Genomic DNA, 22,862 nt, shown 5'->3' with positions numbered 1-22,862 from the left:
GGCGCATGAACACCGAACTCGATCTCGTCATCCGCAACGCCGAAGTGGTCACCGCCTCCGACCGCTTCACCTGCGACATCGGCGTGCGCGATGGCCGTATCGCCATGTTGGGCAATGACCTGCCGCGCGGCACGCGCGAAATGGATGCCACCGGCCTGCTGGCGCTGCCCGGCGGCGTGGATGGCCACGTCCACCTCGACCAGCCGATGCCGGACGGCATGCGCATGGCGGACGACTTCTTCACCGGCACGCGCGCCGCGGTTTGCGGTGGCACGACCACGGTGATTCCGTTTGCGGCGCAGGAGAAGGGCGGCTCGCTCAAGGCTGCGGTGGCGGACTACCATCGCCGCGCGGAGGGCCGTGCGGTTGCGGATTACGGATTCCACCTGATCGTGGCCGATCCCACGCCGGAAGTGTTGCAGCATGAATTGCCCGAGTTGATCCGCAAGGGCTATACCTCGTTCAAGGTCTATATGACCTACGACGATCTGAAGCTGTCGGATCGCGAGATGCTGGACGTGCTCGATGTGGCCAAGCGCAACGATGCGCTGGTGATGGTGCACGCCGAGAATGCGGATTGCATCTCGTGGCTGACCGAGAAGTTGGTCGGGGAAGGACGCATTTCGCCACGTTTCCACGGCATGGCGCGTCCGGCTCTGGTGGAACGTGAAGCCACGCATCGCGCGATTACCTTTGCGGAGCTGGTCGATGTGCCGATCCTGATCGTGCATGTGTCAGGCAAGGAAGCGATCGAGCAGATCCGGTGGGCGCAGGGCAGGGGGTTGCCGATTCTGGCGGAGACTTGTCCGCAGTATTTGTATCTCACCGCCGAGGATATGGGATTGCCTGGCGACGATGGGTATGAAGGCGCGAAGTGCGTCTGCAGCCCGCCGCCGAGGGATCCGGAGAATCAGGCTGCGGTGTGGCGTGCGCTCACCAATGGTGTGTTCAGTGTGTTTTCTTCGGATCATGCGCCGTTCAACTATGACGATCCGGAAGGGAAGAAGCTGGGTGGCACGGCACAGCCGTTTGACCACATTCCCAATGGCGTGCCGGGGATCGAGACGCGGTTGCCGCTGTTGTTCGATGGGATTGCGAAGGGCAGGCTTTCGCTGCATCAGTTTGTCGAGCTGACTTCCTACCGGCCGGCGCGGCTGTATGGGTTGTATCCGCGCAAGGGGACGATCGCTGTTGGCGCAGATGCCGATATTGCGTTGTGGGATCCTTCGCGGAAGGTGCGGATTGCTAATAGCGATCTGCATCATGCGGTGGATTACACGCCTTATGAGGGGATCGAGGTGACCGGGTGGCCGGTGCATTGCTTCTCGCGGGGGGAGTTGCTGGTGGAGGATGGGAAGTATCTGGAGCCGGTTCCGGGGCGGGGGCGGTTCTTGCCGTCGGGGGCGCCTTCGTTGGTTTGAGGGTTGGTGGTTTTGATTTCGACTTCTCCTTCGACTTCGACTTCGATTTCAACTTCAACTTCAAAAGCCTAAAGTCAAAGGCAGTTTCAACCCCCCTGCGGGGGGCGACCTACTTTCTTGTCTTGCCAAGAAAGTAGGCAAAGAAGGCGCGCCGGATGGGGCGACACCCCCTCGGGATCCGGCGAAAAGAGCGGCCGGGACCCAAACTCGCATCGCCTTAAGGCGATACTCAGACATGGGTCCCTCTTTTCCGCTCTTTTCGCCGGATCCCGAGGCGCCCCATACGGCCTGGTACACCTTTACGGCTCGCTTCGCATCGCGTGGGTGGTGGCCCCTGGGGGCCTGGTGGTGGTTAGCAATTCTTCGGATTTGATCATGCGTATTCTTGTTGTTAATCCTAATATTTCCGAGAGCGTTACCGAGCTGATTCGTGCGGAGGCGGCGCGTACGGCTTCGCCTGGGACTTCGCTAGAGATGGCGACGGCGCAGTTTGGCGTGGCTTATATCGAGACGCGTTTCGAGGCGCTGGTGGGGGGCTACGCTACGGCTTGCGCGGCGGCGGAGCATCAGGGGCAGTTCGATGGCCTGGTGGTGGCTGCGTTTGGCGATCCGGGGCTGGCGGGGCTGAAGGAATTGTTCGATGTGCCGGTGGTGGGCATGACGGAGGCGGCGCTGGCTAGCGCTTGCCTGCTCGGGCAGCGTTTTTCCATTATCGCGATCTCGCATCGGATCGAGGCTTGGTATCGCGAGTGCGTGGCCGCCAACGGGCTGACCTCGCGGCTGGCCAGCGTGCGTTCGTTGCAGCAGCCGTTGCGCGATATCGGCAGCGTGCAGGAGGATCATGCGGCGCGGCTGGAGGAGCTGAGCCTGAAGGCGGTGCGGGAGGATGGCGCTGATGTGATCATCGTGGCGGGGGCGCCGCTGGCCGGACTGGCGCGTACGCTCAAGGACAAGATTCCGGTGCCGGTGGTGGATGGTGTGTCGAGCGCGATCCGCCATTGCGAGAGCCTGATCGCGCTGGCGCCTGTCGGTGCCGCCGAGGGCAGCTTCGCGCGGCCTCCGCGCAAGCCGAATCACGGGTTGCCGCCGACGCTGGCGGCGATGCTGGATTAACTGTGACGCTGGACGGGGCTGTCGCGGTCATCTCTTATAATTCGTCGGCCAAGCATTTCGATGCGACCGCCGGAGAGAGTACCTTGCGACAGGCCCTGTTGATCGTCGATGTCCAGCCCACCTTCTCGCCGCCGCAATGGCTGATCGATGGCCTGCTGCCACTGGTGGGCCGGATGCCCTCGGTGGCAACCGTGGAGCACCATGACGAAGCGCGCACGCCATTCATGCGCCAGCTTGGCTGGGCGCCGGGCACCGGCGATGCGTCCCTGATCCCGGCGGATCGCGTGTTCGTGAAGCATGGCTCTCTCCCGTCCGGCGATGCGATCGCGTATCTACGCGAACTGGCGCCCGAGCGGGTGCTTGTCGCCGGCATACAGACGGAGACATGCGTGCTGGCGGCGGGATTTGCGCTGTTCGATGCCGGGCTGCAGCCCACGCTGCTTTCCGACCTCACCGTAGGTTCATCTCTCGATCCTTCCGGCGCGCTGGGCGTAAAGCTGTGGCGGCATCATTTCGGCAGCGTCATTACGCGCGCCGAGGCCATGGCGCAATAGCACGTACCGCCCTCAGGCCGCCACCCGCAAACCCAGTTCGCCAAGGCTATCGCGCAGCGCCTGCCTGAGCGGCGTGCGCGGCAACTCGCCCACCAGCGCTTGCAGCGCGGTGCCGTCGAGCGCGTGCGGCACCTTCCACAAGTAGGCCATCTCGGCGAGTTCGCGCCACATCGGCACTACCGCGCCGCCGGCGCGGATCAGCCACCAGGGCATGCCGCCCACGCGCGGCGCTTGCCGCATGCCGCTGGCTTCCGCCAGCGCGCTCACCAGTTGCCCGCCCGTCAGCGTATGCCCCGCGAAATGCAGCACGGCATGGCCGCGCAGGTCCGCGTGGCGCTGCGCCACGGCAACGAATGCCTGCGCCAGGTCGGGCAGGTAGGCCCACGCATGCGCGCAGTCGCGCGGGCCTGGGTAGACGACCTTGCCTTGATCGAGCGATTTGGCGATCGCCAGGTCCATCCATGAGCCGCGCCCCGGCCCGCCAAAGAAGTCTCCGGCACGGATGACCACGCTGCGCAGCGCCGGGGCGCGCTTGCGCATGGTCGCCTCGATATGGCAACGGATCTGGCCCTTGCGTGCGCTGGGCCGCTCGTCGGTGCCGGGGCGCAGCAGCGGCGGCATGGATTCGCCGTAGTTGTAGACGTTGCCAGGAAAGAGCAGCAGAGCGCCCAGTGCCTGCGCCATATCCATTGCGCTGCGCGCGAGCGCTTCGGCGTGCTGCTCCCATTCCGTGTAGACGGGGTTCAGCGCGTTCACCACCACGCTGGCGCCGCGCGCGGCGGCGCGCAACTGCGCGGTGTCTGCCACGTCGATGGCGAGGCTGCGCACGCCTTGCGGCTCGGCGCCGGCCAGCGGGCGGCGTGCCTGCGCCAGCATGCTCCAGCCGGCGGCGGCAAAGGCATCCACCAGGGTGCGGCCGAGCCGGCCGTTGGCACCGAGGATCAATACGGTTTCGCTCACGATGATCTCCTTGCTCTGCCACCCGTCCCGCGCAGCCCGCCGGGATGGCGTGGCTGACAGGCAGGCCCGATGAAGACCATTGTGGGCAATTCGCCGCTGCCTCACAATTGCATGAACTGGCAATTCACGAATTCATTTTTGAATACCGTGAGAGGCAAGGAAAGAGAGAGGACATGGCCGAAGAATTCGACTGGGCGCTGATGCGCTCCTTCCTGGCGGTGATGGAAAGCGGCAGCCTGCTGGGCGCGGCGCGGCGGCTTTCCAGCAGCCAGCCCACGCTAGGGCGGCATGTGGCGCAACTGGAGGCGCAACTCGGCGTACCGCTGTTCGAGCGCACCGGGCATGGCCTGCAGCCCACCGACGCCGCGCGCGCCATCGCCGGGCATGCGCGCGCCATGCAGCAGGGCGCCGATGCGGTGGCGCGCACGCTGGCGCGCGGCCAGGCAGGCATCGCGGGCACCGTGCGCGTGTCGGCCAGCCGCGCGGTGGCGAGTTTCCTGCTGCCGCCGCTGCTGGCGGACCTGCGCCTGCGCGAGCCGCAGCTCGCCATCGAGGTGGTGTCGTCCAACGAGGTCAGCAACCTGCTGCGGCGCGAGGCGGATATCGCCATCCGCATGGTGCGGCCCAGCCAGGCCTCGCTGATCGCGCGCAAGGTGGCAAGCGTACCGCTATGCGCCTGCGCCCACGAAGACTACCTGCGCCGCAAGGGCGTGCCGCGCATGCCGCAGGACCTGCTGCGCCACGAGCTGGTGGGCTATGACCGCGGGGACGCCATCCTGCGCGGCTTCCGCGCCATGGGCGTCGAGGTCTCGCGCGAGGCGTTCGGCGTGCGCAGCGACGACGATATCGTGCTGTGGCAATCGATCCGCGCCGGACTGGGCGTGGGTTTTGCCGCGCGCTATATCGCCGCCGGGGATCCGCGCGTGCGGATCGTGCTGCCTGAGCTGACGATCCCGCCGTTGCCGGTCTGGCTCACCGTGCACCGGGAGATCCGCGGCAGCGCGCGCATCCGCGCGGTCTACGATTTTCTCGCGAGCGCCATTCCCGCCGCACTGGCATCGGCGTAAGCCGCAGACAGCGCGGCCCGTCTCAATCGTCGAGCCTGACATGCTCCGCAAGATGGCCGACCACGGTGGCGATGCGCCGCAGATGCCGCGACTCGGGATGCGTCAGCAGCCACAGGTCCGTTTCGCACTCGTCCAGCGGGCCGCTGAGCGCCACCAAACTGCCGCTGCGCCGGCCCATCATCAGCGAGACGACGCCGGCGCCAAGCCCGGCCTCCACCGCTTCCACCACGCCGGCGATGCTGTTGACGCGGTACTGTGGCGTCACCCGCGGCAGGTGCTTGCGCCGCCAGCGCACCGAAGGGTGATCGGGCATGGCCTCATCAGGCGCGATCCAGGGCAGGGTGGATAGCGCGGCCGCGTCGAACGGCGCGCCCGGCTCCGGGACCGGCACGCCAGCCGACTCGGCCAGTTCGCGCGATACGAACACCGCCACGCGCAAGCGGCCGAGGCATTTGCCGATCAGGTGATCGGGCGGCCGCCGCGTTGCGCGCACGGCGATGTCGGCATCGCGCCTGGTCAGGCTGACCAGCTCGTTGGTGGCGATCAGCTCAAAGCTCAGCCCCGGATGGCGGCGGCCCAGCGGCGCCAGCGCCGGCAGCACCATGCCGTGCAGCACGGTATCGGTGGTGGTGATGCGCACCAGGCCCGATACCGTGCCCGCCGTTACCGAGGCATGCGCGCGCGCCGCTTCCAGCTCGGCCTCGATGCGCTCGGCATGCTGGGCGAACTGCTGCGCCAGTTCCGTCGCCAGGTAGCCCGAGCGGCTGCGCTCGAACAGGCGCCGGCCCAGGCCTTTCTCGATGCGCTGCAGCGCGCGGAACACGGTGGAGGCATCGAGCCCGAGCCGGCGCCCGGCTTCGGCCAGCGTGGCGCCGCGCACCAGCGCAAGCACGATGTCCAGGTCGGGAGAGGAGAGTTGATATGGCATGTTCATTGCAAATTTGCAGTCATGACTTGCACTCACGCGCATTGTGATTGCATCACTGCAATCCTAGACTGCCTGCACAGCCACCACAAGCCGTGGCGGCGAAACCCGAAACGCCGAACCATCCCACCTCCAAGGACAACCCGATGAAGCTCTACTACACCCCTGGCGCCTGCTCGCTGGCCGTCCATATCGCGCTGCGCGAAGCCGGCCTGCCGTTCACCCTCGCCAAGGTCGACCTGGCCACGCACAAGCTGGCCGAGCTGGAGCACGGCAGCGATGACTTCTATATGGTGAGCCCGCGCGGCTATGTGCCGCTGCTGCAGCTGGACGACGGCTCGCGCCATACCGAGGCGGCATCGCTGCTGCAATACGTGGCGGACCTCGCTCCGGCCAGGGCGCTGCTGCCGGCGGCCGGCACCAGGGAGCGCCTGGAAGCGGTGGGCTGGCTGACGCTGGTCTCCACCGAGCTGCACAAGGTCTTCAGCCCGTGGCTGTGGCACAAGGAAACCGCCGAGAGCACGCGCGAGGCATGCAAGGCCAAGGTGGCCGTGCGCTTGGCCGAACTCGACAAGCACCTGGCCACCCGCGATTTCCTGGCAGGGAGGCAGTTCACCGTGGCCGACGCCTACTGCTTCGCCATCGTCAACTGGGCCAATATCCTGCACATGCCGCTCAACCCCTATCCCGCGCTGCAGTCCTACCTGTCGCGCGTGGCGGCGCGCCCCAAGGTGCAAGAGGCGCTGGTGGCCGAAGGGCTGGCGCGCGACTGATGGCGCGGATCAGGCTGCCGTGGCGGTGAAGGGCGGCAGCCTGTAATTGTCCTGGCTCAGCAGGTCCAGCCCGCACTCGAGCGTCGACACCCAGTCGATGAACTGCGCCACCATGGCCTTGCCGCGAAATGACGGACCGTGCTGCGGCACGATCCACTCGATATCCAGTTCGCGCGCCATATTGGCCCACAGCCGGCAGGCGCGGTTGCCGCTCATATAGCGCTGGTGGAATGGCAGCATGGCGTGCGTGTGGGCGGCAAAATCCTCCACCACCGCACCCGCCTCCCGCGCGCTGGTCATGGCCGCGCCAAGGTCGCCGGAGAACAGGATCTTGCTGACCGGATCGTAGAACTGGAAGTTGCCTTCCGAGTGCAGGAAATGCGCCGGCACCGCCAGCAGCGTGCAGTTGCCCAGCGGCACCGGCATGCCGGCGTCGGGAATGGTGACGATGCGCCCTTCCGTCTTGCCGGCCTGGCAGAAATGCGGCAGGAAGCGCGCCCACACGCGCGAGATCAGGATGCGGCTGCCGGAGGCGGTAAGCCAGCGCCCGACCGACGCGACGATATCCGGATCGGCGTGCGAGGCCAGCACATAGTCGAGCTGCTTGGGCGGAAAGTAACAGCTGATGGCTAGGTACAACTCGCCGTAGGTCATGTGCCCGCCGGGATCGATCAGCGCGCCGTGGCCGTGATCGACGATCAGGAACTGGTTGGTCTGCACCACCTCGCCGTGCTCTTCGTCGACCAGGTCGGAAAACAGCAGGCACGTATGCCCGCCGGCGTCGTATAGCGTGATGGCCATCGTTTGTCTCTCCCCAAAGCGGCGAAAGTAGCGATGGCGGCGCTTGCGCGGCTTGACGCTGGTCAATAAGCGGTCGAATCGGCCCCAATGCAGCGGGTCCGGCCACACCGGAACGGCGCGCCGTTCCCGTACCCGCGCCTGCGGGTGCCGCTCTGGAACGACGCCGCCGTTTGCCTAGCGCGCGCCGTCCAGCAATTGCTCGATCTTGCCGACGAACTGCCGGTCGTCCGGCTTGGTCATGCTGTTATAGCTGCCCACCACCTGGCCGTTGCGGTCGATCAGGTACTTGTAGAAATTCCACTTCGGCGTGGTGCCGGACTGCTTGGCCAGCAGCGCGTACATGGGGTTGGCATCGCTGCCGCGCACATGCGACTTGCCGAGCATCGGGAATTTCACGCCATAGGTGTTGTAGCAAAAGTCCGCGATCTCCTTGGAGGACCCGGGCTCCTGCGAGAAATCGTTCGAGGGGAAACCCAGCACCACCAGCCCACGCTCGCGGTACTTGGCGTACAGCGCCTCCAGCCCTTCGTACTGCGGGGTGAAGCCGCAGTAGCTGGCGGTGTTGACCACCACCACGACCTTGCCGGCGTACTGGCAGAGGTCCTGCGGTGCCTCGTCCTGCAAGCGGGGGAACTTGAAGTTCAGCGATGCCGGGCAGGCGCCGGCCGGTTTGGCTGCGCCGGCGGCCGGGGCATCCGCGGCCCGCGCGAGACGCGGCGTGGCGACGACAGCGGCGGCGCCGGCCAGGATCAACGCGCCAGTCAAGGCGGTACGTTGCAAGGCGCGTAAGCGTTGAACGGGAAGACGGCGCATGAACGGAACTCCAGAAGTGGTCTGTCCGTAGTTTACGCCGTTGGCCGCCGATTGGATGCGGGCATTGTGCCGGATGCGGCCCGTGCCGCCTCCCGCCCGCTTACTCCATCGCCAGCGTGGCCGCGTGCTCGGTCACGCTGCTGCGCAGTTCCACGTCCGGCATGCGGCGCACGATCGCCAGCGCCAGCAGGGCGGCGACGGCGCCGACGGCAAAGATCAGCCGGAAGCCCGACTCCACGCCGCCCGTCAGCACGTCGCGCACCGCGGGCGATAGCTGGGCCAGCGCCTCGCTGCCGTGGCGCAGCGCGCCCAGGTCCAGGGCCCGGCTCACGCCGGAAGACTGCAGCGCATTGCGGAACTCCAGCGTCAGCAAGGTGCCGGCCAGCGCACCGCCAAAGGCGCTGCCGAGCGAACGCAGCACCAGCAGCGCGCCGGTGCCGGCGCCGGTATCGCGGCGCTCCAGCACGTTCTGCACCGTCATCAGGGTGCCCACCATCCCCATGCCCAGCCCCACGCCGGCCACCGTCATCGCCAGCAGCACCAGCACCAGCGGCGTGCCGGGCGATACCGCCACCAGCGCCAGCAGGCCAAGCGCCGCCGCGATGAAACCGCCGGTGAGGATGCCGCGCATCCGCCCCAGGCGCGGCGCCAGCCCGGCCACGATAAAGTTGCCCGCCACCGTGGACAGCAGGAACGGCACCACCAGCAGGCCGGATTCCGAAGCATCGGCACCGCGCACCAGCTGGAAATGCAGCGGCAAGGCGAAGATGCACAGGAAGATATTCAGCGCCGCCATCGCGGACGCCGCCACGCCCAGCACATAAGCACGGTTGCGGAACAGCCGCGGCGGCAACATCGGATCCGCCGCGCGGCGCTCCTGCCAGACCAGCGCGGCCGTTGCCGCCACGGCCAGCAGGGCCAGGCCGGCGATCTCCGGCGACAGCCAGGCATAGACATCGCCGCCCCAGCTCATCGCCAGCAGGAAGGCCACGATGGAAACGGTCAGCAGCAACGCGCCGCCCCAGTCCACCCGCGCCGCGCCGCCGCGCGCCTGCAACTGGCTCAGGCCGCGATGGCACATGAACATTGCCAGCAGTCCCAGCGGCACATTGATCCAGAACAGCCAGCGCCACGAGAGATGATCCGAAGTCCAGCCGCCGACCAGCGGACCGGCGATGGAAGCCACCGCCCACACCGTAGCCAGGTAGCCCTGGTAACGCCCGCGCTGGCGCGGCGCCACCACATCGGCAATGGCCGCCTGCGCCAGCGACATCAGGCCCCCCCCGCCAATGCCCTGCAGCGCGCGGAACAGGATCAACTGCTCCAGCGAGGCCGCCATCGCGCACGCCACCGAAGCCAGGATGAACAGCGCGATCGCCAGCATCAGCAGCCGCCGCCGGCCGTATGTGTCGGACAACTTGCCGTATAGCGGCGTGGAAACCGTGGAAGTGATCAGGTAGGCCGTCACGATCCACGACAAGTGGCCAAAGCCGTTCAGGTCGTTGGCAATCGCCGGCACGGCCGGGATCACCACGGTCTGGTCCAGTGCCGCCAGCAGGATGCACAGGACGATCCCGCCGATCACGCGCATGATGGCCTGGTGGCTCAGGGTAGGGGCAGGGGCAGGGATGGCGACGGAAGAAGAAGGCGAAGCGGAAACAGACATCGAAAGGCAGCCGGCACGTAAGCATGAGTAGCCAGCGTTGCGCCCAACGGCAGACAAGTCATACCCTTTGTCCGCTTACAGCGTGGAACATGGCCACAAGATTGAATTCAGCTGATTGAACGCGTACCCAGTGCTGCGCGATGGCGGTGCTGCCGGTAGCAGCAAAGGCCACACGGGGGCTCGGGAAAGGCCAATTCAGTGAACGCATAATTATATGCGGAGACTGAATATCGAGTGCGGGGCTAAGTTGGTTTGTGATGCGGCGTGGCGTGAGCGTCTTGCCGCATCATGGCTGCTTTTTCCCCGTTCACTCCGCTATCGGGCAGGAAATTGGCGAGAAGCCGCATGCGGAAGGGAGTTGGTATTTTTTTGCCGTACCAGTTCCAGCGTAAGCGGTGCCTGCGGTGGTCACGACCCGGCAGCCACCCGCTTGCGCCAGTCCGAGACGCTGCAGCCAAAGGCGGCGTGGAACCAGTGGCTGAAACTGCTCTGCGCGGAAAAGCCCAGCAACCCGGCGACCTCGCCGATCGGCAGGTCGCTCTCTTGCAGGTGGCGCATCACCAGTTCCGAGCGCACCTGCTTGAGCAGGACTGAGAATGTCAGCCCTTCCGCGCTGAGGTAGCGGTGCAGCGTGCGGCGATCGACGCGCAGAAGATGCGCCACCTGCTGGGTCGTGCAGCGTCCTCCCGGGAGCAAGGCAAGGATCAGCTCCCGGCACGATTCGCGGACGCCTTCATCGCGGTGCCGCAGCGCCGCCTCCAGGTAGTCCCGCGCGAAGCGCGCAGCGCCCGGATTGTCGGGCGTGCGCGGCATCTGCAGATCGGCCGCCGCGCAGACCAGGCCGTTGAATGGCTGATTGAACATCGGGCTGCGCCCGAAGAAGGCGCGGTGCGCCGACGCATCGACCGGCGGGCGGTGTGTGAAGCAAACCTCTAGCGGCCGCCACTGGGGACCGATCAGCTCGCGCAGAATGCGGAATTTCACGCCGACCGCCAGCTCCATTGCCTGCCGCGTGGCCAGTCCGGGGCTGGGCAGAAGGTCTTCGCGAATGATGACGGACTGCCCGGCATCCTCGATACGAGTGATCAGCGTAGCGCTAAGCAGTTTCAGGTAGCGGCACAAGGTGTCGAGCGCCTGCCGCGGGGTCGGCTCTTCCTTCAGCACCAGGCTGATGGGCCCCAGGTTGGAGAAGGTGCGCCGCGCCGCCAGACGCAGGGCAAGGTCTTCCACGCCGGTGGCGCGCGCGGTGACTTCGAGCAATTCGCGCACAGCGTGGCTGGGGATTGGCGTCTCGGGATTTTCGAGCAGCCGCGCCGACAGCCCCACCCCTCGCAGGAAGGCGTGTGGATCGCGCCCGAGCGACTCCACCAGCTCGATGTAGCCGTTCAGGCTGGCACTGCGGATCAACTTACCGACGTGTTGCATGGGTTCCGCTAACGCCTCGGCGCACCCCGACGATGCGTTATGACTTTCCATTGGCCGTGCTACGGCTTTTTTCCAGCTCCTGCAGCTGTCGCCACATCACTTTGCCCGTGCTGGACCTGGGCAGCGCATCGACGAATTCCACCACGCGTGGATACTTGTAGGCCGCCATGTTTTTCCTGGCCCAGTCGATGATCTCTTCCGGCGCCGTGCCCTTCGCGGTGGATTTAAGCACAACCAAGGTTTTCACTGTCTCCCCGCGATAGGCGTCATGGGTGCCGATGATGCAGGCATCCTGTATAGCGGGGTGCTTGTATAGCAGGTTCTCGACTTCAGAGGGCCATACCTTGAAGCCGGACACGTTGATCATCCGCTTCAGGCGATCCGTGATGAAGTAGTACCCGTCCCCATCCACGGTGCCCAGATCGCCGGTCCGGAAGTAGGTTCGTCCTTCCAGCTCGATGAAGGCATCCCGTGTAGCGTCGGGCTTGCCCCAATAGCCCTTGAACACCTGCGGTCCGCTGACGATGATTTCGCCGACTTCGCCGACCGGCAATTCCTTGAGCGTCGTCGGGTCGATTACGCGGGCTTCCGTATTGAAGGTCGGCAAACCGAGACATTGCTGTTTTGGCCAATGGCTCGGATTGTTGTGTGTTGCGGCCATTGTTTCCGACAGCCCGTATCCTTCCAGGTAACTGAGCCCAAACTGTTGTTTCAGGCGTTCAGCGACCGCTTGCGGCATGGCCGCGCCTCCGCCGCCAACGTGGCGCAGGGTTGCGAGATTGAATCGCTCAAGATTCGCGCTGGCAAGGAGATCGATCACCATGGTCGGATTGCCCATCCAGTGGGTAACGCCATGCTGCGAGATAAGCCGGCCCGCGGCCTCGCGGTCCCAGCGTGGCAGCATCACAATCGTAGCCCCGCAATAGATCGGCGCGTTCATGCCATGTTGCATGCCGCTCACGTGAAACAATGGCAATACCGAAAGGACAACCGATCCGGCCCCGCATGCCGACCAGATGCCATTGCCGATCGCGTTATGCATGACGGATCGATGCGTATGGATGCACCCTTTGGGCGCGCCCGTGGTGCCAGAGGTATAGGGCACGACAGCCATGTCGTCGGCTTCGGCGTCATCTCGTGCGGGGACATAGCCCGCTGCAAGCGCGTCAGACCAAAGCGACACCTTGCCAGCAGCCCACGCAGGCAGTTCGTACTCCGCCGTCATCCACGCCGGCATCGAAGGCTCGGGGGCTGCATCGGCAGCAGGCAACTCCTCCGCATAGCGGGTCATCAGCACGCGTTGAATATGGCCAGCCGACAGCAGGTCCTCGCTAATCCCTGTATCGAAGGCGTCCGCGGCGCACACGACCACCCGGGCCGCGCTGTCCGTAGCGTAATGACGGAATTCGTCGGCCTTGTTCATTGGGTTGACCGGCACGACAACCGCCCCGGCACGCAGGATTGCGTAGTAGGCAATGATGAACTGCGGGCAGTTCTGCATATACAGCAACACCCGGTCGCCTTTCCTGACACCGGCTTCGTGCTGAAGCCATCCCGCAATGGCCATCGCTTGCGCATGCAGATCGCGAAAGCTCACCGCATAGCCATAGCAGTGGATTGCGGTCTTGCCGGGAAAACGCCGCGTGGTGACTTCCAGGTTGTACCAGAGGGAAGTTTCCGGCGACACAATCCCGTCCGACCCGTTACCGGAATTTACGTGCGCCAGTGGAAAATCCGGCCTTGCGTGCAACATCGCTTACTCCCCCTATTTCTTGACACTCTGCTTGAGCCCCCGCCAGCGCTTGCGCGCCTGGATCCTCATTCAGGCTTGAAGTTGATCGAGCGCAATAGCTTGCCCTGCCGTTCGTAGGATTCACGCACGTCTGCGGAAAGCTCTTCGCTGGTAGCCGGTGAACCGACTTCCATGCCGAGGTCTTCGATCTTCTGCCGGATCTCGCGCGATTGCATCGCCTTGAGCGTGGCGTCGCGCATCCTGGCCACCACGGCTGGCGGTACGCCCGGCGCTGACCAGAGCGCCATCCAGCTGACTTCCTTGAGGTCGGGAAATCCCAGTTCGGCGAAGGTCGGAAGATCAGGCAGCGCGGGGATCCGCTTGGGGTAGGCAATGGCAAATGCCCTGAGCTTTCCCGACTTGATGAATGGAAGCGAAGTGGCCGGACCGTCGAACATGAGCGGAACGTGCCCCCCCATCACGTCTTGCAGCGCAGGCGGCGACCCCTTGTAGCTCACGGTGCCCGTCGTCAGTCCGGCAAGACGATTGAATTGCACGCCGATGGTCTGGCCACGCAGGCCGACACCGAAATTCGCATAGTCGACCTTACCCGGATTCGCTTTGACATACGTGATCAGTTCGCCGAGGTTTTTCGCGGGCAGGCCGGGATGGCCGACGAGCACGAGACCCTGCCGGGTAAGCTGCGCAATCGGAACAATGTCCTTGAACGGATCGTAGGACACATGCATGGCGTGGGGCACTTCCGAGGCAATGCCCTTTTGAATCAGCAGGAATGTGTATCCGTCCCGTGGCGCCGACAGCAGGCCGTGGACGCCGATGGTTCCCGCCGCGCCGGCTTTGTTGTCGACGATCACAGCCTGTCCAAGCGGGCTTTGCAGCGCATTCGCGAAGAGGCGCGCAACGATATCGGCCGTGCCGCCCGGAGGTGCGGCAACGATGATCCGCACGGGCTTGGCCGGCCACTCGGCGGCATTCGCCGCTGGCGCGGTCGACAGCAGTGGAACAACTGCAATCGCGAGCGCCAGCGTCTGGCGTGCAATCAGGGGGATGCGCATGTCTCGCTCCTGTTGTGTTGGTAGAGTCTCTTGGCTCCTGGGCCAACCGGCATGCTTCGATGCTGCGGCCCGGCTCTGATATGGCCTTCGAGCAAATTCTAGTGGGCTCGCTCCTCCGGGCGCTTTGCATCGCACGACAGAATCTTGCGGATCGCGACAACCGATGTGCCGGCTGGCCCTTGTCCCAAGTAAGCAAATGAATGTCCCGGATTAGCAAGCGGGAATTGCTGGTGCCCAAGATACTCAGGGGACCAATCCAACAGCAGCCCTTCCCCCTGGAGAACCACCATGAATTTCCTCGACGGCCACCTCTTCCCCGAAAACCAGCAGCCCCTGATCATCACGGCCGCGCCCTATGCACCCGGCTGGTTGCCTGACGACTTTCCCGAGGACATCCCGGTCACGATGGAAGACCAGATCCAGAAGGCGGTGGACTGCTACAACGCCGGTGCCACGGTGCTGCACCTGCACGTGCGCGAACTCGATGGGCGGGGCAGCAAGCGCCTGTCCAAGTTCAACGAACTGATCGCCGGCGTGCGCAAGGCGGTGCCCGAGATGATCATCCAGGTCGGCGGTTCCATCTCCTTCGCCCCCGAGAACGACGGCCAGGCCGCCAAGTGGCTGTCTGACGATACCCGCCACATGCTGGCCGACCTGGAACCCACGCCGGACCAGGTCACGGTGACCGTCAACACCTCGCAGATGAACGTCACCGACCAGGCAGAGGATGCGGATTTCCAGGGCACCTCGCGCGCGAACCCTGCCATCTTCAACGCCTACAAGGAAATGACAGTGCCTGCGCAGCCAGGATGGGTGGAGGAGCACGTCCGCCGCCTGACGGCCAAGGGCATCCAGAGTGCATTCCAGTGCTACAACCTCAACAGCTTCGAGTCGGTGGAGCGGCTGATGCGCCGCGGCTTCTACAAAGGCCCGCTGGTCATGAACTGGGTGGCCATCGCCGGCGGCATGGATACGCCCAATATCTACAGCCTCGGCAACTTCATGCGCGCGGTGCCCGATGGCGCGGTCGTCACGGTGGAAAGCAACGTGCGCAACGTGCTGCCGGTCAACATGATGGGAATTGCCATGGGCTTGCACGTGCGCTGCGGCACCGAGGACTGCCTGTGGAACCAGTCGCGCACGGAGAAAATCAGCACCGTGAAGCAGATCGAGCAACTGGTGCGCTTCTCGCGCGAGTTCGGCCGCGAGATCGCCACCGCGAAGCAGGCGCGCGAGATCTCCAGGATCGGCGTTTTCTACGACACGGTGGAGGAATCCCTGCAGGCGAACGGTTTCGCACCCAATCGCAACGGCGGCAACCAGGGCTTCCTGCGCAAGACGTTCTGAGCCCGGATCCGGGCGACGGGCGCTGTCAACTTGCCGGCAGGAGGCAGGACAGTGGGAGCGGGTCCACTGGTCTCAAGACGAAGGCAGTGGACGGAACTCGGGCGGCAGGTGATGCGCTGTGAAGCGCAGGTGTTTATTCCAACTACTATATAGGTGACTTGACACAGCCCAAACGCTTGGATACCGTCAGCGGCAACAACGCCGCGCCGCCGGCCGGTGATGGATTCCATGCGAAGTTGCTCCTCGCCTGGGCGGCGAAGGATTCAGCCGCCTAAGGATTCGCCTGAGTGATCATATGAGTACTCTGATTCGCAGCGCCCTTCTGGTCAAGTACTCCGAGATTGCCCGGACCTTGGGTGTCGACCCGGAGCGCATGATCCACCACGTCGGGGCCGACCGGTCTTGTATCCTTTCGCCGGACCTGCATGTTCCGGAATCATGGCTGGCAAAGGTGCTTGAATCCACCGAGCAGGCGTCCAGCTGCACGTCCGTCGGCCTGCTGATGGCTGAAGCCTGGCGGCTGTCCGATTTCGGTCCCGTCAGCCTGCTGCTCCAGCACCAGCCGACGCTGCGTCATGCACTGGGGCAGTTGGAGACGTATCGTCACCTGCTGAGCGATTCCGTTACCGTCCACGTTGAGGAAATCGATGATATCGCCATCGTCCATCAGCAGCTGATTACGGAAAGGCCGAATCCTGGGCGGCAGCCTGTCGAGCTTTCGGTCGGCGCGCTGCTGTGCCTGATGAAATCGATGCTTGGGGGAAGGTGGAAGCCGCGCAGCGTACATTTCTCGCATCTCGCGCCCGCAAGTCTTCATATCCACCATCGGCTGTTCGACACGAAAGTCGAATTTGGCTGCGACTTCGACGGCATCATCCTGGACCGTCAGGACCTTGACCGGCGCAATCCGCTGGGCGACGTGAATCTCTCCCGCTACGCCAAGGAGCTTCTCGACCAGAATTTGCTCGGCCGACAGGTTTCCATGGCGTCCAATGTGCGCCGCGCGGTTCACCTGCTCTTGCCGCAGGGGCGAAGCGGCATTGACAAGGTTGGCGAGCGGCTCGGATTGAGCGCCCGCACGCTGCAACGCCGGCTTGAGCAGGAAGGCGAAGAGTTCTCCTCCCTGGTGAACGACGTCCGGCGCGGCCTGGCTATCCGCTACCTTGGGGACCAGCGATATCCCGTGTCCCAGGTCGCGCTCCTGGTTGGATTCTCCGAGGTAAGCACCTTCTCCCGCTGGTTCAGCGCGCAATTTGGCAAGTCGCCGACTCGCTGGCGAGGCGACTTGCTCGTGTGATCGGGCTGGCCTTGTCACTACTGTAGCCCTCCCCCTGAGCGGCTGATCCGCATCGATACCCCGGGCCAGGCACCACCCATCAATGCCCGTCATCTGACTGATGGCTGCCCCATGCACGGCTATTGCCGGCATCCCTCGTCTGCAGGCACCTGACCGTAACGCGCAGTGCGCTCGATTCCCACCAGTGCATTCCTGACGCGATTGGCCAAGTTGTGGCGCGTCCCGTCAAGCGGCAGAGGGTGGAACTGCCGAGAATCCCTGAGCGCCAGGGCTCGGGAGCGATGGCCGTGCATTTGTCCGATCTCCTGGGCCATTAAACAGGAGATAGGATGAAAGCAGTACGCGTAATACCAGGCGCCGACGGTGGCCGGCTCGAGGTGCAGGATATTCCCGTTCCGAATCCAGGTCCCAATGAAGTACTGGTCCGAGTCTTTGCGTCGGGCATCAACTATGGCGAGATCAAGTACATGCGGGAGCATCGGGCAGGCAACCCGATGACCCCTGGCGTCGAATTTGCGGGCGAGGTCGTCCGCGTCGGCGAGCAAGTCAGCGGCTGGCGCGAAGGCGACCGGGTGATGGGCCATGGCCGCGGCTGCCACGCACAATATGTTGTCGCTGCTCCACTGGCGCTGATGCCGGTCCCGGAGGATGTCTCGTGGACCGATGCAGCCGCCTTCCCCAATGTATTCATCACCGCCCATGACGCGCTGATCACCAACGGCGAACTGAAAGCAGGCCAATCAGTGTTCATCAATGGCGCCTCCGGCGGTGTCGGCATGGCCGCCATCATGATGGCGGCCGCACTGGGTGCCAGCCCCGTGATCGCCTCGTCGCGGTCGGCGGCAAAGCTGGACCGCCTCGCCGGCTTCGGGGTGGATGTCGGCATCAATGCATCCCGTGATTCGCAAGTGGAAGCCATCATGGCAGCCACCGACAAGCGTGGCGTGGACGTCATCATCGATACTATCGGCGGCACGGTATTCGAGGACCACATCAAGAGCCTCGCGGTAAAGGGGCGCCTTGTCAATCTCGCGAGACTGGGTGGGGCAAGCACTGCGCAGGTCGATATCAACCTGCTGTGGCTGAATCGCCTGAAGCTGATCGGGGCGACGTTCCGCACGCGCACCGAGCAGGAACGTCTCGATTGCGTCCAGGCGTGCGCACGCGACCTGTTGCCGTTTTTCCGCAAAGGCAAGCTCCGCCTCCCGATCGACCGAACCTTCCCGATGGATTCGATCGCCGACGCCTACGCGTACATCGCGAGCGGCCAGCACATGGGCAAGATCGTGCTCATTGCCGATTAACTGCTGAAACCGGCCAGTTGCAACTGATCGCCAGGCCACGAATCCCCACCCGTGCGAATTGGCCCCGGGAAGGGCATTGGCGCGACTCGCCAAATTGTGGCGCGATGGGTCAAGCGCGTGAGGCGGCTAGTGCCGACAATCAAATCCAAGCTATCCGCTGCCCGCTGGCGGGCCTGTCAAACTCATACGCCAAAGGAAAACTCGCTATGCATATCAATCCACTCACCTGCTCGATTGGTGCCGAACTGTCGGGTGTGAGTCTCGCCGATGTGGCGCGGGACGATTCGCTGTTCGCCGAGATCAAGGCACTACTGTTGAAACACCGGGTGCTGTTCTTCCGCGACCAGGACATTACGCGCGCCGACCATGTTGCGTTCGCCAGGCGCTTCGGTGACCTGGAAGACCACCCTGTCAACAATACGGTGCCGGGATACCCTGGCCTGATCGAGATCTACAAGAGTGACAAGCGGGACCACTTCGAGAACACCTACCACACCGATGCGTCGTGGCGGGCGAGCCCGCCCAAGGGCGCGGTGCTGCGCTGCATTTCGTGTCCGGAAGTGGGTGGCGACACCATTTGGGTGAACATGGTGGACGCGTACAAGAACTTGCCGGAAGAGATCAAGCAGAAGATTGCGGGCCTGCGTGCCAAGCACGGGATCGAGCATTCGTTTGGCGCGATCATGACGACGGAGGAGCGGGAGGAACTGGTGCGAAAGAACCCGCTGGTGGACCACCCGGTGGTCAGGACGCACCCTGAGACGGGAGAAAAGATCCTGTACGTGGGGCCGTTCGCGACACACTTCATCAACTACCATACACCGGAGAATGTGCGCGTCGGGCAGGACAAGACCCCGGGCGCGAGCCTGTTGCTGAACTACCTGCTCAGCCAGGCGGCGATTCCGGAGTACCAGGTGCGCTTCCGCTGGAAGCCGAACAGTGTCGCTATCTGGGACAACGTGGCGACGCAGCACTACGCGGTGAGCGACTACTGGCCGGCGCCGCGCAGGATGGAACGCGCCACCATCAAGGGCGATCGTCCCTTCTGAAGACGTCGCGCAAGCCGGCCAGCGCACCCCCACGCTCGACGGCTCGCCACTGCCGGATGCCGGATGCTGGATGACAGCTTCGGCAAGACATCCAATCTTAACGAGGAACTTGAAACCCATGACCTCCAGAACGCTGCCCACGGTTGTGATTGTCCCTGGCCTTCGCGATCACATGCCGGATCACTGGCAAACGCTGCTGGCCGAGCGTATTCAGGAAATTGGAGGTGCGGTACACATCGTGCCCCAGATCGACCAGGACAAGAGGCTGTGCAGCGCGCGAGTAGCCAACCTTGATCGCGTCGTGAGCGCCATCGATGGCCCGATCATCCTGGTTGCCCATAGCGTTGGGGTTCTGATCACCGTTCACTGGGCGCAGCAAACGAAACGCGACATCGCGGGTGCGCTGCTAGCCGCCCCCCCCGATTACGACACGCCGCTGCCGGCCGGTTACTCCGATCCGCAGACGCTGGCAACGAATGGCTGGACACCGGTGCCGCGCGAGCGCCTGCCGTTTCCAAGCATCGTCGTCGGCAGCCGCAACGACCCGATCGGTAAGTTCGAGCGAATCCGCGAGCTCGCGCAGGCCTGGGGCAGCCGCTTCGTCGACGCCGGCGAAGTTGGCCATCTCTCGCCGGCTGACGGGTACGGCACGTGGCCGATGGCAGAGGCATTGATTCGGGAGTTTTAAGCAGCAGGATGGGCTTCAGCTGTCAGATGAAGCGAAGCCTGCGCGGACCGTTCCATGACGGAAACCGCCTATTGCAGCATACCGGGAGGCAACACGCTCAACCCTGAAACACCACTTGACGTTGCCCTGCGTTGACTCCTGAGGACACCGTTCTCGTCAAACTCGAAAAGGACCGTGGAGGATCTGATCTCTCCTCCGGCAAACAGCGGACCAATGAACGGAATAAAGCTCTCAGGGTGGGTGTGGGAGGTCGCAAATGAATAGATCAGTATCGTTGATCCGTTATTCAGTGCCGCCTGGGATGTAGGCGCCCCAAGCTGCGCCGTCACGTCGTCAAGGGTGGAGAAACCGAGCATGAAGTCCGACAATTGCTCCTGCTTCACGTCGACGCCCGTCGATACACAGGCAGCCAACATGGCGCAAGTCACAATTAGTGCGTGAACACGCTTCATGTCGCCACCGCGGTACATTTTGTGCCGTGACTGAAAACGCCCTGAAGGCCATCTTGCCAGCCTGGCCGCGCGCTGCATCCGGCACCGTACTCAAAGGATACGCCTTTGTTGTACGCTTCGGTGAGGCACCCGGTTGGCTTCCTTCCACCGACCTGGCTTCGGCCGCTTTTTCCCGTGAACGGCCGTAGCGGCCTGGCTCGGAAAGCGCCCGCGCCAAGGGATTTCCTTCACTGTCCTGGCAAGACAAGAAGTAAGTCGCCCCCCGCAGGGGGCGTGAAACTGCCGTTGACTTCAAGCCTTTGACATTGACGTCAGCCAGCCTCCTACTAAACCTGCGGATGCGCAGTCCCCGTAATGTAATGCTCCAACTGCTCAATAATGAACCGCTGCTCCGAAATAATATCTTTCACCAGATCCCCGATCGACAACATCCCGATCAGCTTGTCCCCATCCATCACCGGCAAGTGCCTCAACCGATGCTGCGTCATCAACGCCATGCACTCATCGGTACTCTGATCCCCCCGCACATAAATCACCGCCGACGTCATGATGTCGCGCACAAACGTCTCCCGCGACGTGCGCTGCATCAGGATCACCTTGCGCGCATAGTCCCGCTCGCTCAGGATGCCGACGATCTGGCTCTCGCCGCGCTCGATCACCAGCAGCGCGCCGATGCCTTTTTCCGCCATCAACTGCAGCGCGGCATAAACCGTGGCCCCAGGAGGAATACTGTAGATAGCCTGGGTTGGTTTGGACTCAAGAACCTGCCTTGCAGTTTTCATACCCACTCCTTGTTCGATCCCAAAGGATTGCAAACCAGACCCGCGCGGAATAGCGGGAGCGCCTGGCAGGGCACCTGCGCGTGCGCCGCTGCCTGTAGCTTTCAGATTAGCATCCTCCGAGCGCGCCTTACAGGGTGACGCACACGAATCTTTGTAAAAAGACAAAGCTGCCGAAAAGCGCTGCGCAAACCCGCCGGCAGGCGCTATAAAGGAGAGGGAGCGCGCCACATGGCGCGCGCACTGCGCAGGAGGGCCAGCCATGGCCACCGAGTCCGTTGCCGGAAAGCGCGTCATCGTCCTCTTCGACGACAGCCGTTGCATCCATTCGCGCCACTGTACGCTGGACCGCCCGGACGTCTTCGTGCCCGGCGTGGAGGGCCAGTGGATCCACCCGGACAACGCCACCGCCGAGGAAATCGCCGAGATCGCGCACAACTGTCCGTCGGGCGCCATCGGCTACCAGATGCGCGACGATTCCCCCGGCGAGGCCGCGCCCCTGGTCAATGTGGCGCGCGTGCTTGAGAACGGCCCGCTGGCGCTGCGCGCCGCCATCACCATTGACGGCCAGCCCGCCGGCTTTCGCCTCACGCTGTGCCGCTGCGGCGCGTCGCGCAACAAACCCTTCTGCGACACCAGCCACGCCGGCGCGGGCTTCACCGCCAGCGGCGAGCCCGCCACCGTGGAATCGGCGCCGCTGGCGCAACGCGATGGGCCGCTCGATATCCACCCGATTCCCAACGGACCGCTGCGCATCAAGGGCAATCTCGAAGTCATCAGCGGCACCGGCAGAACCGTCAACCGCATGACCGAGGCCTGGCTATGCCGCTGCGGTCACTCGGGCAACAAGCCGTTCTGCGACGGCACGCACAAGAAGGTGGGGTTCAGGAGCGATCAGTAACAACGGCGGTCAGCGACGGCGCATCTCCCAGCGCCAGCAGGCAAAGCCGCTCCATCTGCGTCACCCACACCGCCCGCGAGGACTCGTCGGCCTGCAGCAGCAGGCGATAGCGGCGCGCGCCCCAGACCGCTTGCAGCAGGCTCTGCACGGTGGCGGCATCCGGCGCGCGCGGCAGATCCGGGCATGCCGCCAGCGTGCGCTGCCAGGCCGCGCACAACTCGTCGAACACGCGGCGATGATGCTTGGTCTCGGCGATGCGCGCTTCCAGCATCAGCATCTCGTGCTCGAAACCTTCCAGCGCGGCATCGTCCGCGCCACAGGTCAGCCGCACCAGGCGCCGGATGCGCGTGGCCCAGTCCAGCCCGGCCGCGTTCACCGCCTCGGCGTCGATGCGCGCCAGCATCGACTCGATGGTGTGCCGCACATAGCCGGAGAGCAGCGCCTCCTTGTTGGGGAAGTACTCGTACAGGGTACCCACGGAGCAACCGGCTTCCAGCGCCACCGCGCGCGTGGTCACGCCGTCCCACCCGCGCACGCGCCATATCCGAACAAAGGCCTCGTGAATGGCGTTCACGGTAAAACGCGCGCGTCGCTGCGACGGGCGTTTCAGCGGCCTGGCCGGCGCTGGCGCCGCACCGGACGCGGCACCCGCGTTTCCGAACCCGGCGGCCGGCTTGCGGCGATACATTGGTGGCATCGACCTCGACGGTAATTGGGTA

22 protein-coding genes are annotated in these 22,862 nt (G+C 64.4%); 11 read left to right on the top strand and 11 right to left on the bottom strand.

Annotated elements, in window-relative coordinates:
- Positions 1–5: 5 nt before the first annotated feature.
- From hydA to ACZY0R_RS37365, 3 genes are all read left to right on the top strand, one after another.
- Positions 6–1,421 carry a dihydropyrimidinase gene (hydA, locus tag ACZY0R_RS37375; protein ID WP_488865622.1) on the top strand — a complete coding sequence of 472 codons (1,416 nt, stop codon included), beginning with the start codon at positions 6–8 and terminating at the stop codon, positions 1,419–1,421.
- A 375-nt stretch (positions 1,422–1,796) separates the two neighbouring features.
- Positions 1,797–2,534 (top strand): aspartate/glutamate racemase family protein, encoded by a 738-nt coding sequence (locus ACZY0R_RS37370; protein WP_488865620.1) that lies wholly within the window; start codon positions 1,797–1,799, stop codon positions 2,532–2,534.
- A gap of 83 nt (positions 2,535–2,617) precedes the next feature.
- Positions 2,618–3,088 carry an isochorismatase family protein gene (locus ACZY0R_RS37365; protein ID WP_488865618.1) on the top strand — a complete coding sequence of 157 codons (471 nt, stop codon included), beginning with the start codon at positions 2,618–2,620 and terminating at the stop codon, positions 3,086–3,088.
- A gap of 12 nt (positions 3,089–3,100) precedes the next feature.
- On the opposite strand, the gene ACZY0R_RS37360 is transcribed toward ACZY0R_RS37365, so the two are convergent.
- Entirely contained in the window at positions 3,101–4,048 is a 948-nt protein-coding gene (locus ACZY0R_RS37360) for an NmrA family NAD(P)-binding protein (protein ID WP_488865616.1), read from the bottom strand.
- 173 nt (positions 4,049–4,221) lie between these two features.
- Between ACZY0R_RS37360 and ACZY0R_RS37355 the strand changes: the two genes are divergently transcribed.
- Positions 4,222–5,115 carry a LysR family transcriptional regulator gene (locus ACZY0R_RS37355; RefSeq protein ID WP_488865614.1) on the top strand — a complete coding sequence of 298 codons (894 nt, stop codon included), beginning with the start codon at positions 4,222–4,224 and terminating at the stop codon, positions 5,113–5,115.
- A 22-nt stretch (positions 5,116–5,137) separates the two neighbouring features.
- On the opposite strand, the gene ACZY0R_RS37350 is transcribed toward ACZY0R_RS37355, so the two are convergent.
- The gene (locus ACZY0R_RS37350) at positions 5,138–6,049 is read right to left on the bottom strand and encodes a LysR family transcriptional regulator (RefSeq protein WP_488865612.1); all 912 of its coding nucleotides are present in this window, start codon (positions 6,047–6,049) and stop codon (positions 5,138–5,140) included.
- A gap of 137 nt (positions 6,050–6,186) precedes the next feature.
- Here ACZY0R_RS37350 and gstA point away from each other — a divergent pair, with 137 nt between their 5' ends.
- Positions 6,187–6,813, top strand: a complete 627-nt coding sequence (gene gstA / locus ACZY0R_RS37345) for a glutathione transferase GstA (RefSeq protein WP_488866395.1) — start codon at positions 6,187–6,189, stop codon at positions 6,811–6,813.
- A gap of 9 nt (positions 6,814–6,822) precedes the next feature.
- Here the strand turns inward: gstA and ACZY0R_RS37340 are convergent, their stop codons facing one another.
- The 6 genes from ACZY0R_RS37340 to ACZY0R_RS37315 form a co-directional block, all read right to left on the bottom strand.
- Positions 6,823–7,614 (bottom strand): oxygen-binding di-iron domain-containing protein, encoded by a 792-nt coding sequence (locus tag ACZY0R_RS37340; protein WP_488865610.1) that lies wholly within the window; start codon positions 7,612–7,614, stop codon positions 6,823–6,825.
- Between the two features lie 174 nt (positions 7,615–7,788).
- The gene (locus ACZY0R_RS37335) at positions 7,789–8,427 is read right to left on the bottom strand and encodes a glutathione peroxidase (protein WP_488865608.1); all 639 of its coding nucleotides are present in this window, start codon (positions 8,425–8,427) and stop codon (positions 7,789–7,791) included.
- A gap of 100 nt (positions 8,428–8,527) precedes the next feature.
- Positions 8,528–10,018, bottom strand: a complete 1,491-nt coding sequence (locus tag ACZY0R_RS37330) for an MDR family MFS transporter (protein ID WP_488866393.1) — start codon at positions 10,016–10,018, stop codon at positions 8,528–8,530.
- Positions 10,019–10,501: 483 nt separating this feature from the next.
- Positions 10,502–11,518, bottom strand: a complete 1,017-nt coding sequence (locus ACZY0R_RS37325) for an AraC family transcriptional regulator (RefSeq protein WP_488865606.1) — start codon at positions 11,516–11,518, stop codon at positions 10,502–10,504.
- Between the two features lie 37 nt (positions 11,519–11,555).
- The gene (locus ACZY0R_RS37320; RefSeq protein ID WP_488865604.1) at positions 11,556–13,271 is read right to left on the bottom strand and encodes a long-chain fatty acid--CoA ligase; all 1,716 of its coding nucleotides are present in this window, start codon (positions 13,269–13,271) and stop codon (positions 11,556–11,558) included.
- 65 nt (positions 13,272–13,336) lie between these two features.
- Positions 13,337–14,326, bottom strand: a complete 990-nt coding sequence (locus tag ACZY0R_RS37315) for a Bug family tripartite tricarboxylate transporter substrate binding protein (RefSeq protein ID WP_488865603.1) — start codon at positions 14,324–14,326, stop codon at positions 13,337–13,339.
- Between the two features lie 288 nt (positions 14,327–14,614).
- Here ACZY0R_RS37315 and ACZY0R_RS37310 point away from each other — a divergent pair, with 288 nt between their 5' ends.
- From ACZY0R_RS37310 to ACZY0R_RS37290, 5 genes are all read left to right on the top strand, one after another.
- Entirely contained in the window at positions 14,615–15,673 is a 1,059-nt protein-coding gene (locus ACZY0R_RS37310; RefSeq protein WP_488865601.1) for a beta-keto acid cleavage family enzyme, read from the top strand.
- Positions 15,674–15,968: 295 nt separating this feature from the next.
- Positions 15,969–16,970 carry an AraC family transcriptional regulator gene (locus tag ACZY0R_RS37305; protein WP_488865599.1) on the top strand — a complete coding sequence of 334 codons (1,002 nt, stop codon included), beginning with the start codon at positions 15,969–15,971 and terminating at the stop codon, positions 16,968–16,970.
- 329 nt (positions 16,971–17,299) lie between these two features.
- Positions 17,300–18,274, top strand: coding sequence for a quinone oxidoreductase family protein (locus ACZY0R_RS37300; protein WP_488865597.1), 975 nt, complete (start codon positions 17,300–17,302; stop codon positions 18,272–18,274).
- Positions 18,275–18,480: 206 nt separating this feature from the next.
- A complete protein-coding gene (locus ACZY0R_RS37295; RefSeq protein WP_441633966.1) occupies positions 18,481–19,323 on the top strand; it encodes a TauD/TfdA dioxygenase family protein in 843 nt (280 codons plus the stop codon).
- Between the two features lie 118 nt (positions 19,324–19,441).
- On the top strand, positions 19,442–20,011 hold the full coding sequence (locus ACZY0R_RS37290) for an RBBP9/YdeN family alpha/beta hydrolase (protein ID WP_488865594.1): 570 nt from the start codon (positions 19,442–19,444) through the stop codon (positions 20,009–20,011).
- Between the two features lie 68 nt (positions 20,012–20,079).
- Here the strand turns inward: ACZY0R_RS37290 and ACZY0R_RS37285 are convergent, their stop codons facing one another.
- Positions 20,080–20,463, bottom strand: coding sequence for a hypothetical protein (locus ACZY0R_RS37285; protein ID WP_488865592.1), 384 nt, complete (start codon positions 20,461–20,463; stop codon positions 20,080–20,082).
- Between the two features lie 326 nt (positions 20,464–20,789).
- Complete coding sequence (locus ACZY0R_RS37280) at positions 20,790–21,245, bottom strand: CBS domain-containing protein (protein ID WP_045240429.1); 456 nt, start codon at positions 21,243–21,245, stop codon at positions 20,790–20,792.
- A gap of 259 nt (positions 21,246–21,504) precedes the next feature.
- Between ACZY0R_RS37280 and ACZY0R_RS37275 the strand changes: the two genes are divergently transcribed.
- Positions 21,505–22,143 carry a CDGSH iron-sulfur domain-containing protein gene (locus ACZY0R_RS37275; RefSeq protein WP_488865590.1) on the top strand — a complete coding sequence of 213 codons (639 nt, stop codon included), beginning with the start codon at positions 21,505–21,507 and terminating at the stop codon, positions 22,141–22,143.
- Here ACZY0R_RS37275 and ACZY0R_RS37270 read toward each other — a convergent pair.
- A complete protein-coding gene (locus ACZY0R_RS37270; RefSeq protein ID WP_488865588.1) occupies positions 22,127–22,831 on the bottom strand; it encodes a TetR/AcrR family transcriptional regulator in 705 nt (234 codons plus the stop codon). The two genes, ACZY0R_RS37275 and ACZY0R_RS37270, sit on opposite strands and share 17 nt — an antisense overlap.
- Between the last annotated feature and the right edge of the window lie 31 nt (positions 22,832–22,862).

The sequence above is a fragment of the Cupriavidus sp. F041 genome (genome assembly GCF_057814235.1).
Note: the sequence above shows the minus strand (reverse complement) of the source record. Positions and strands in the feature narration are given on the sequence as shown.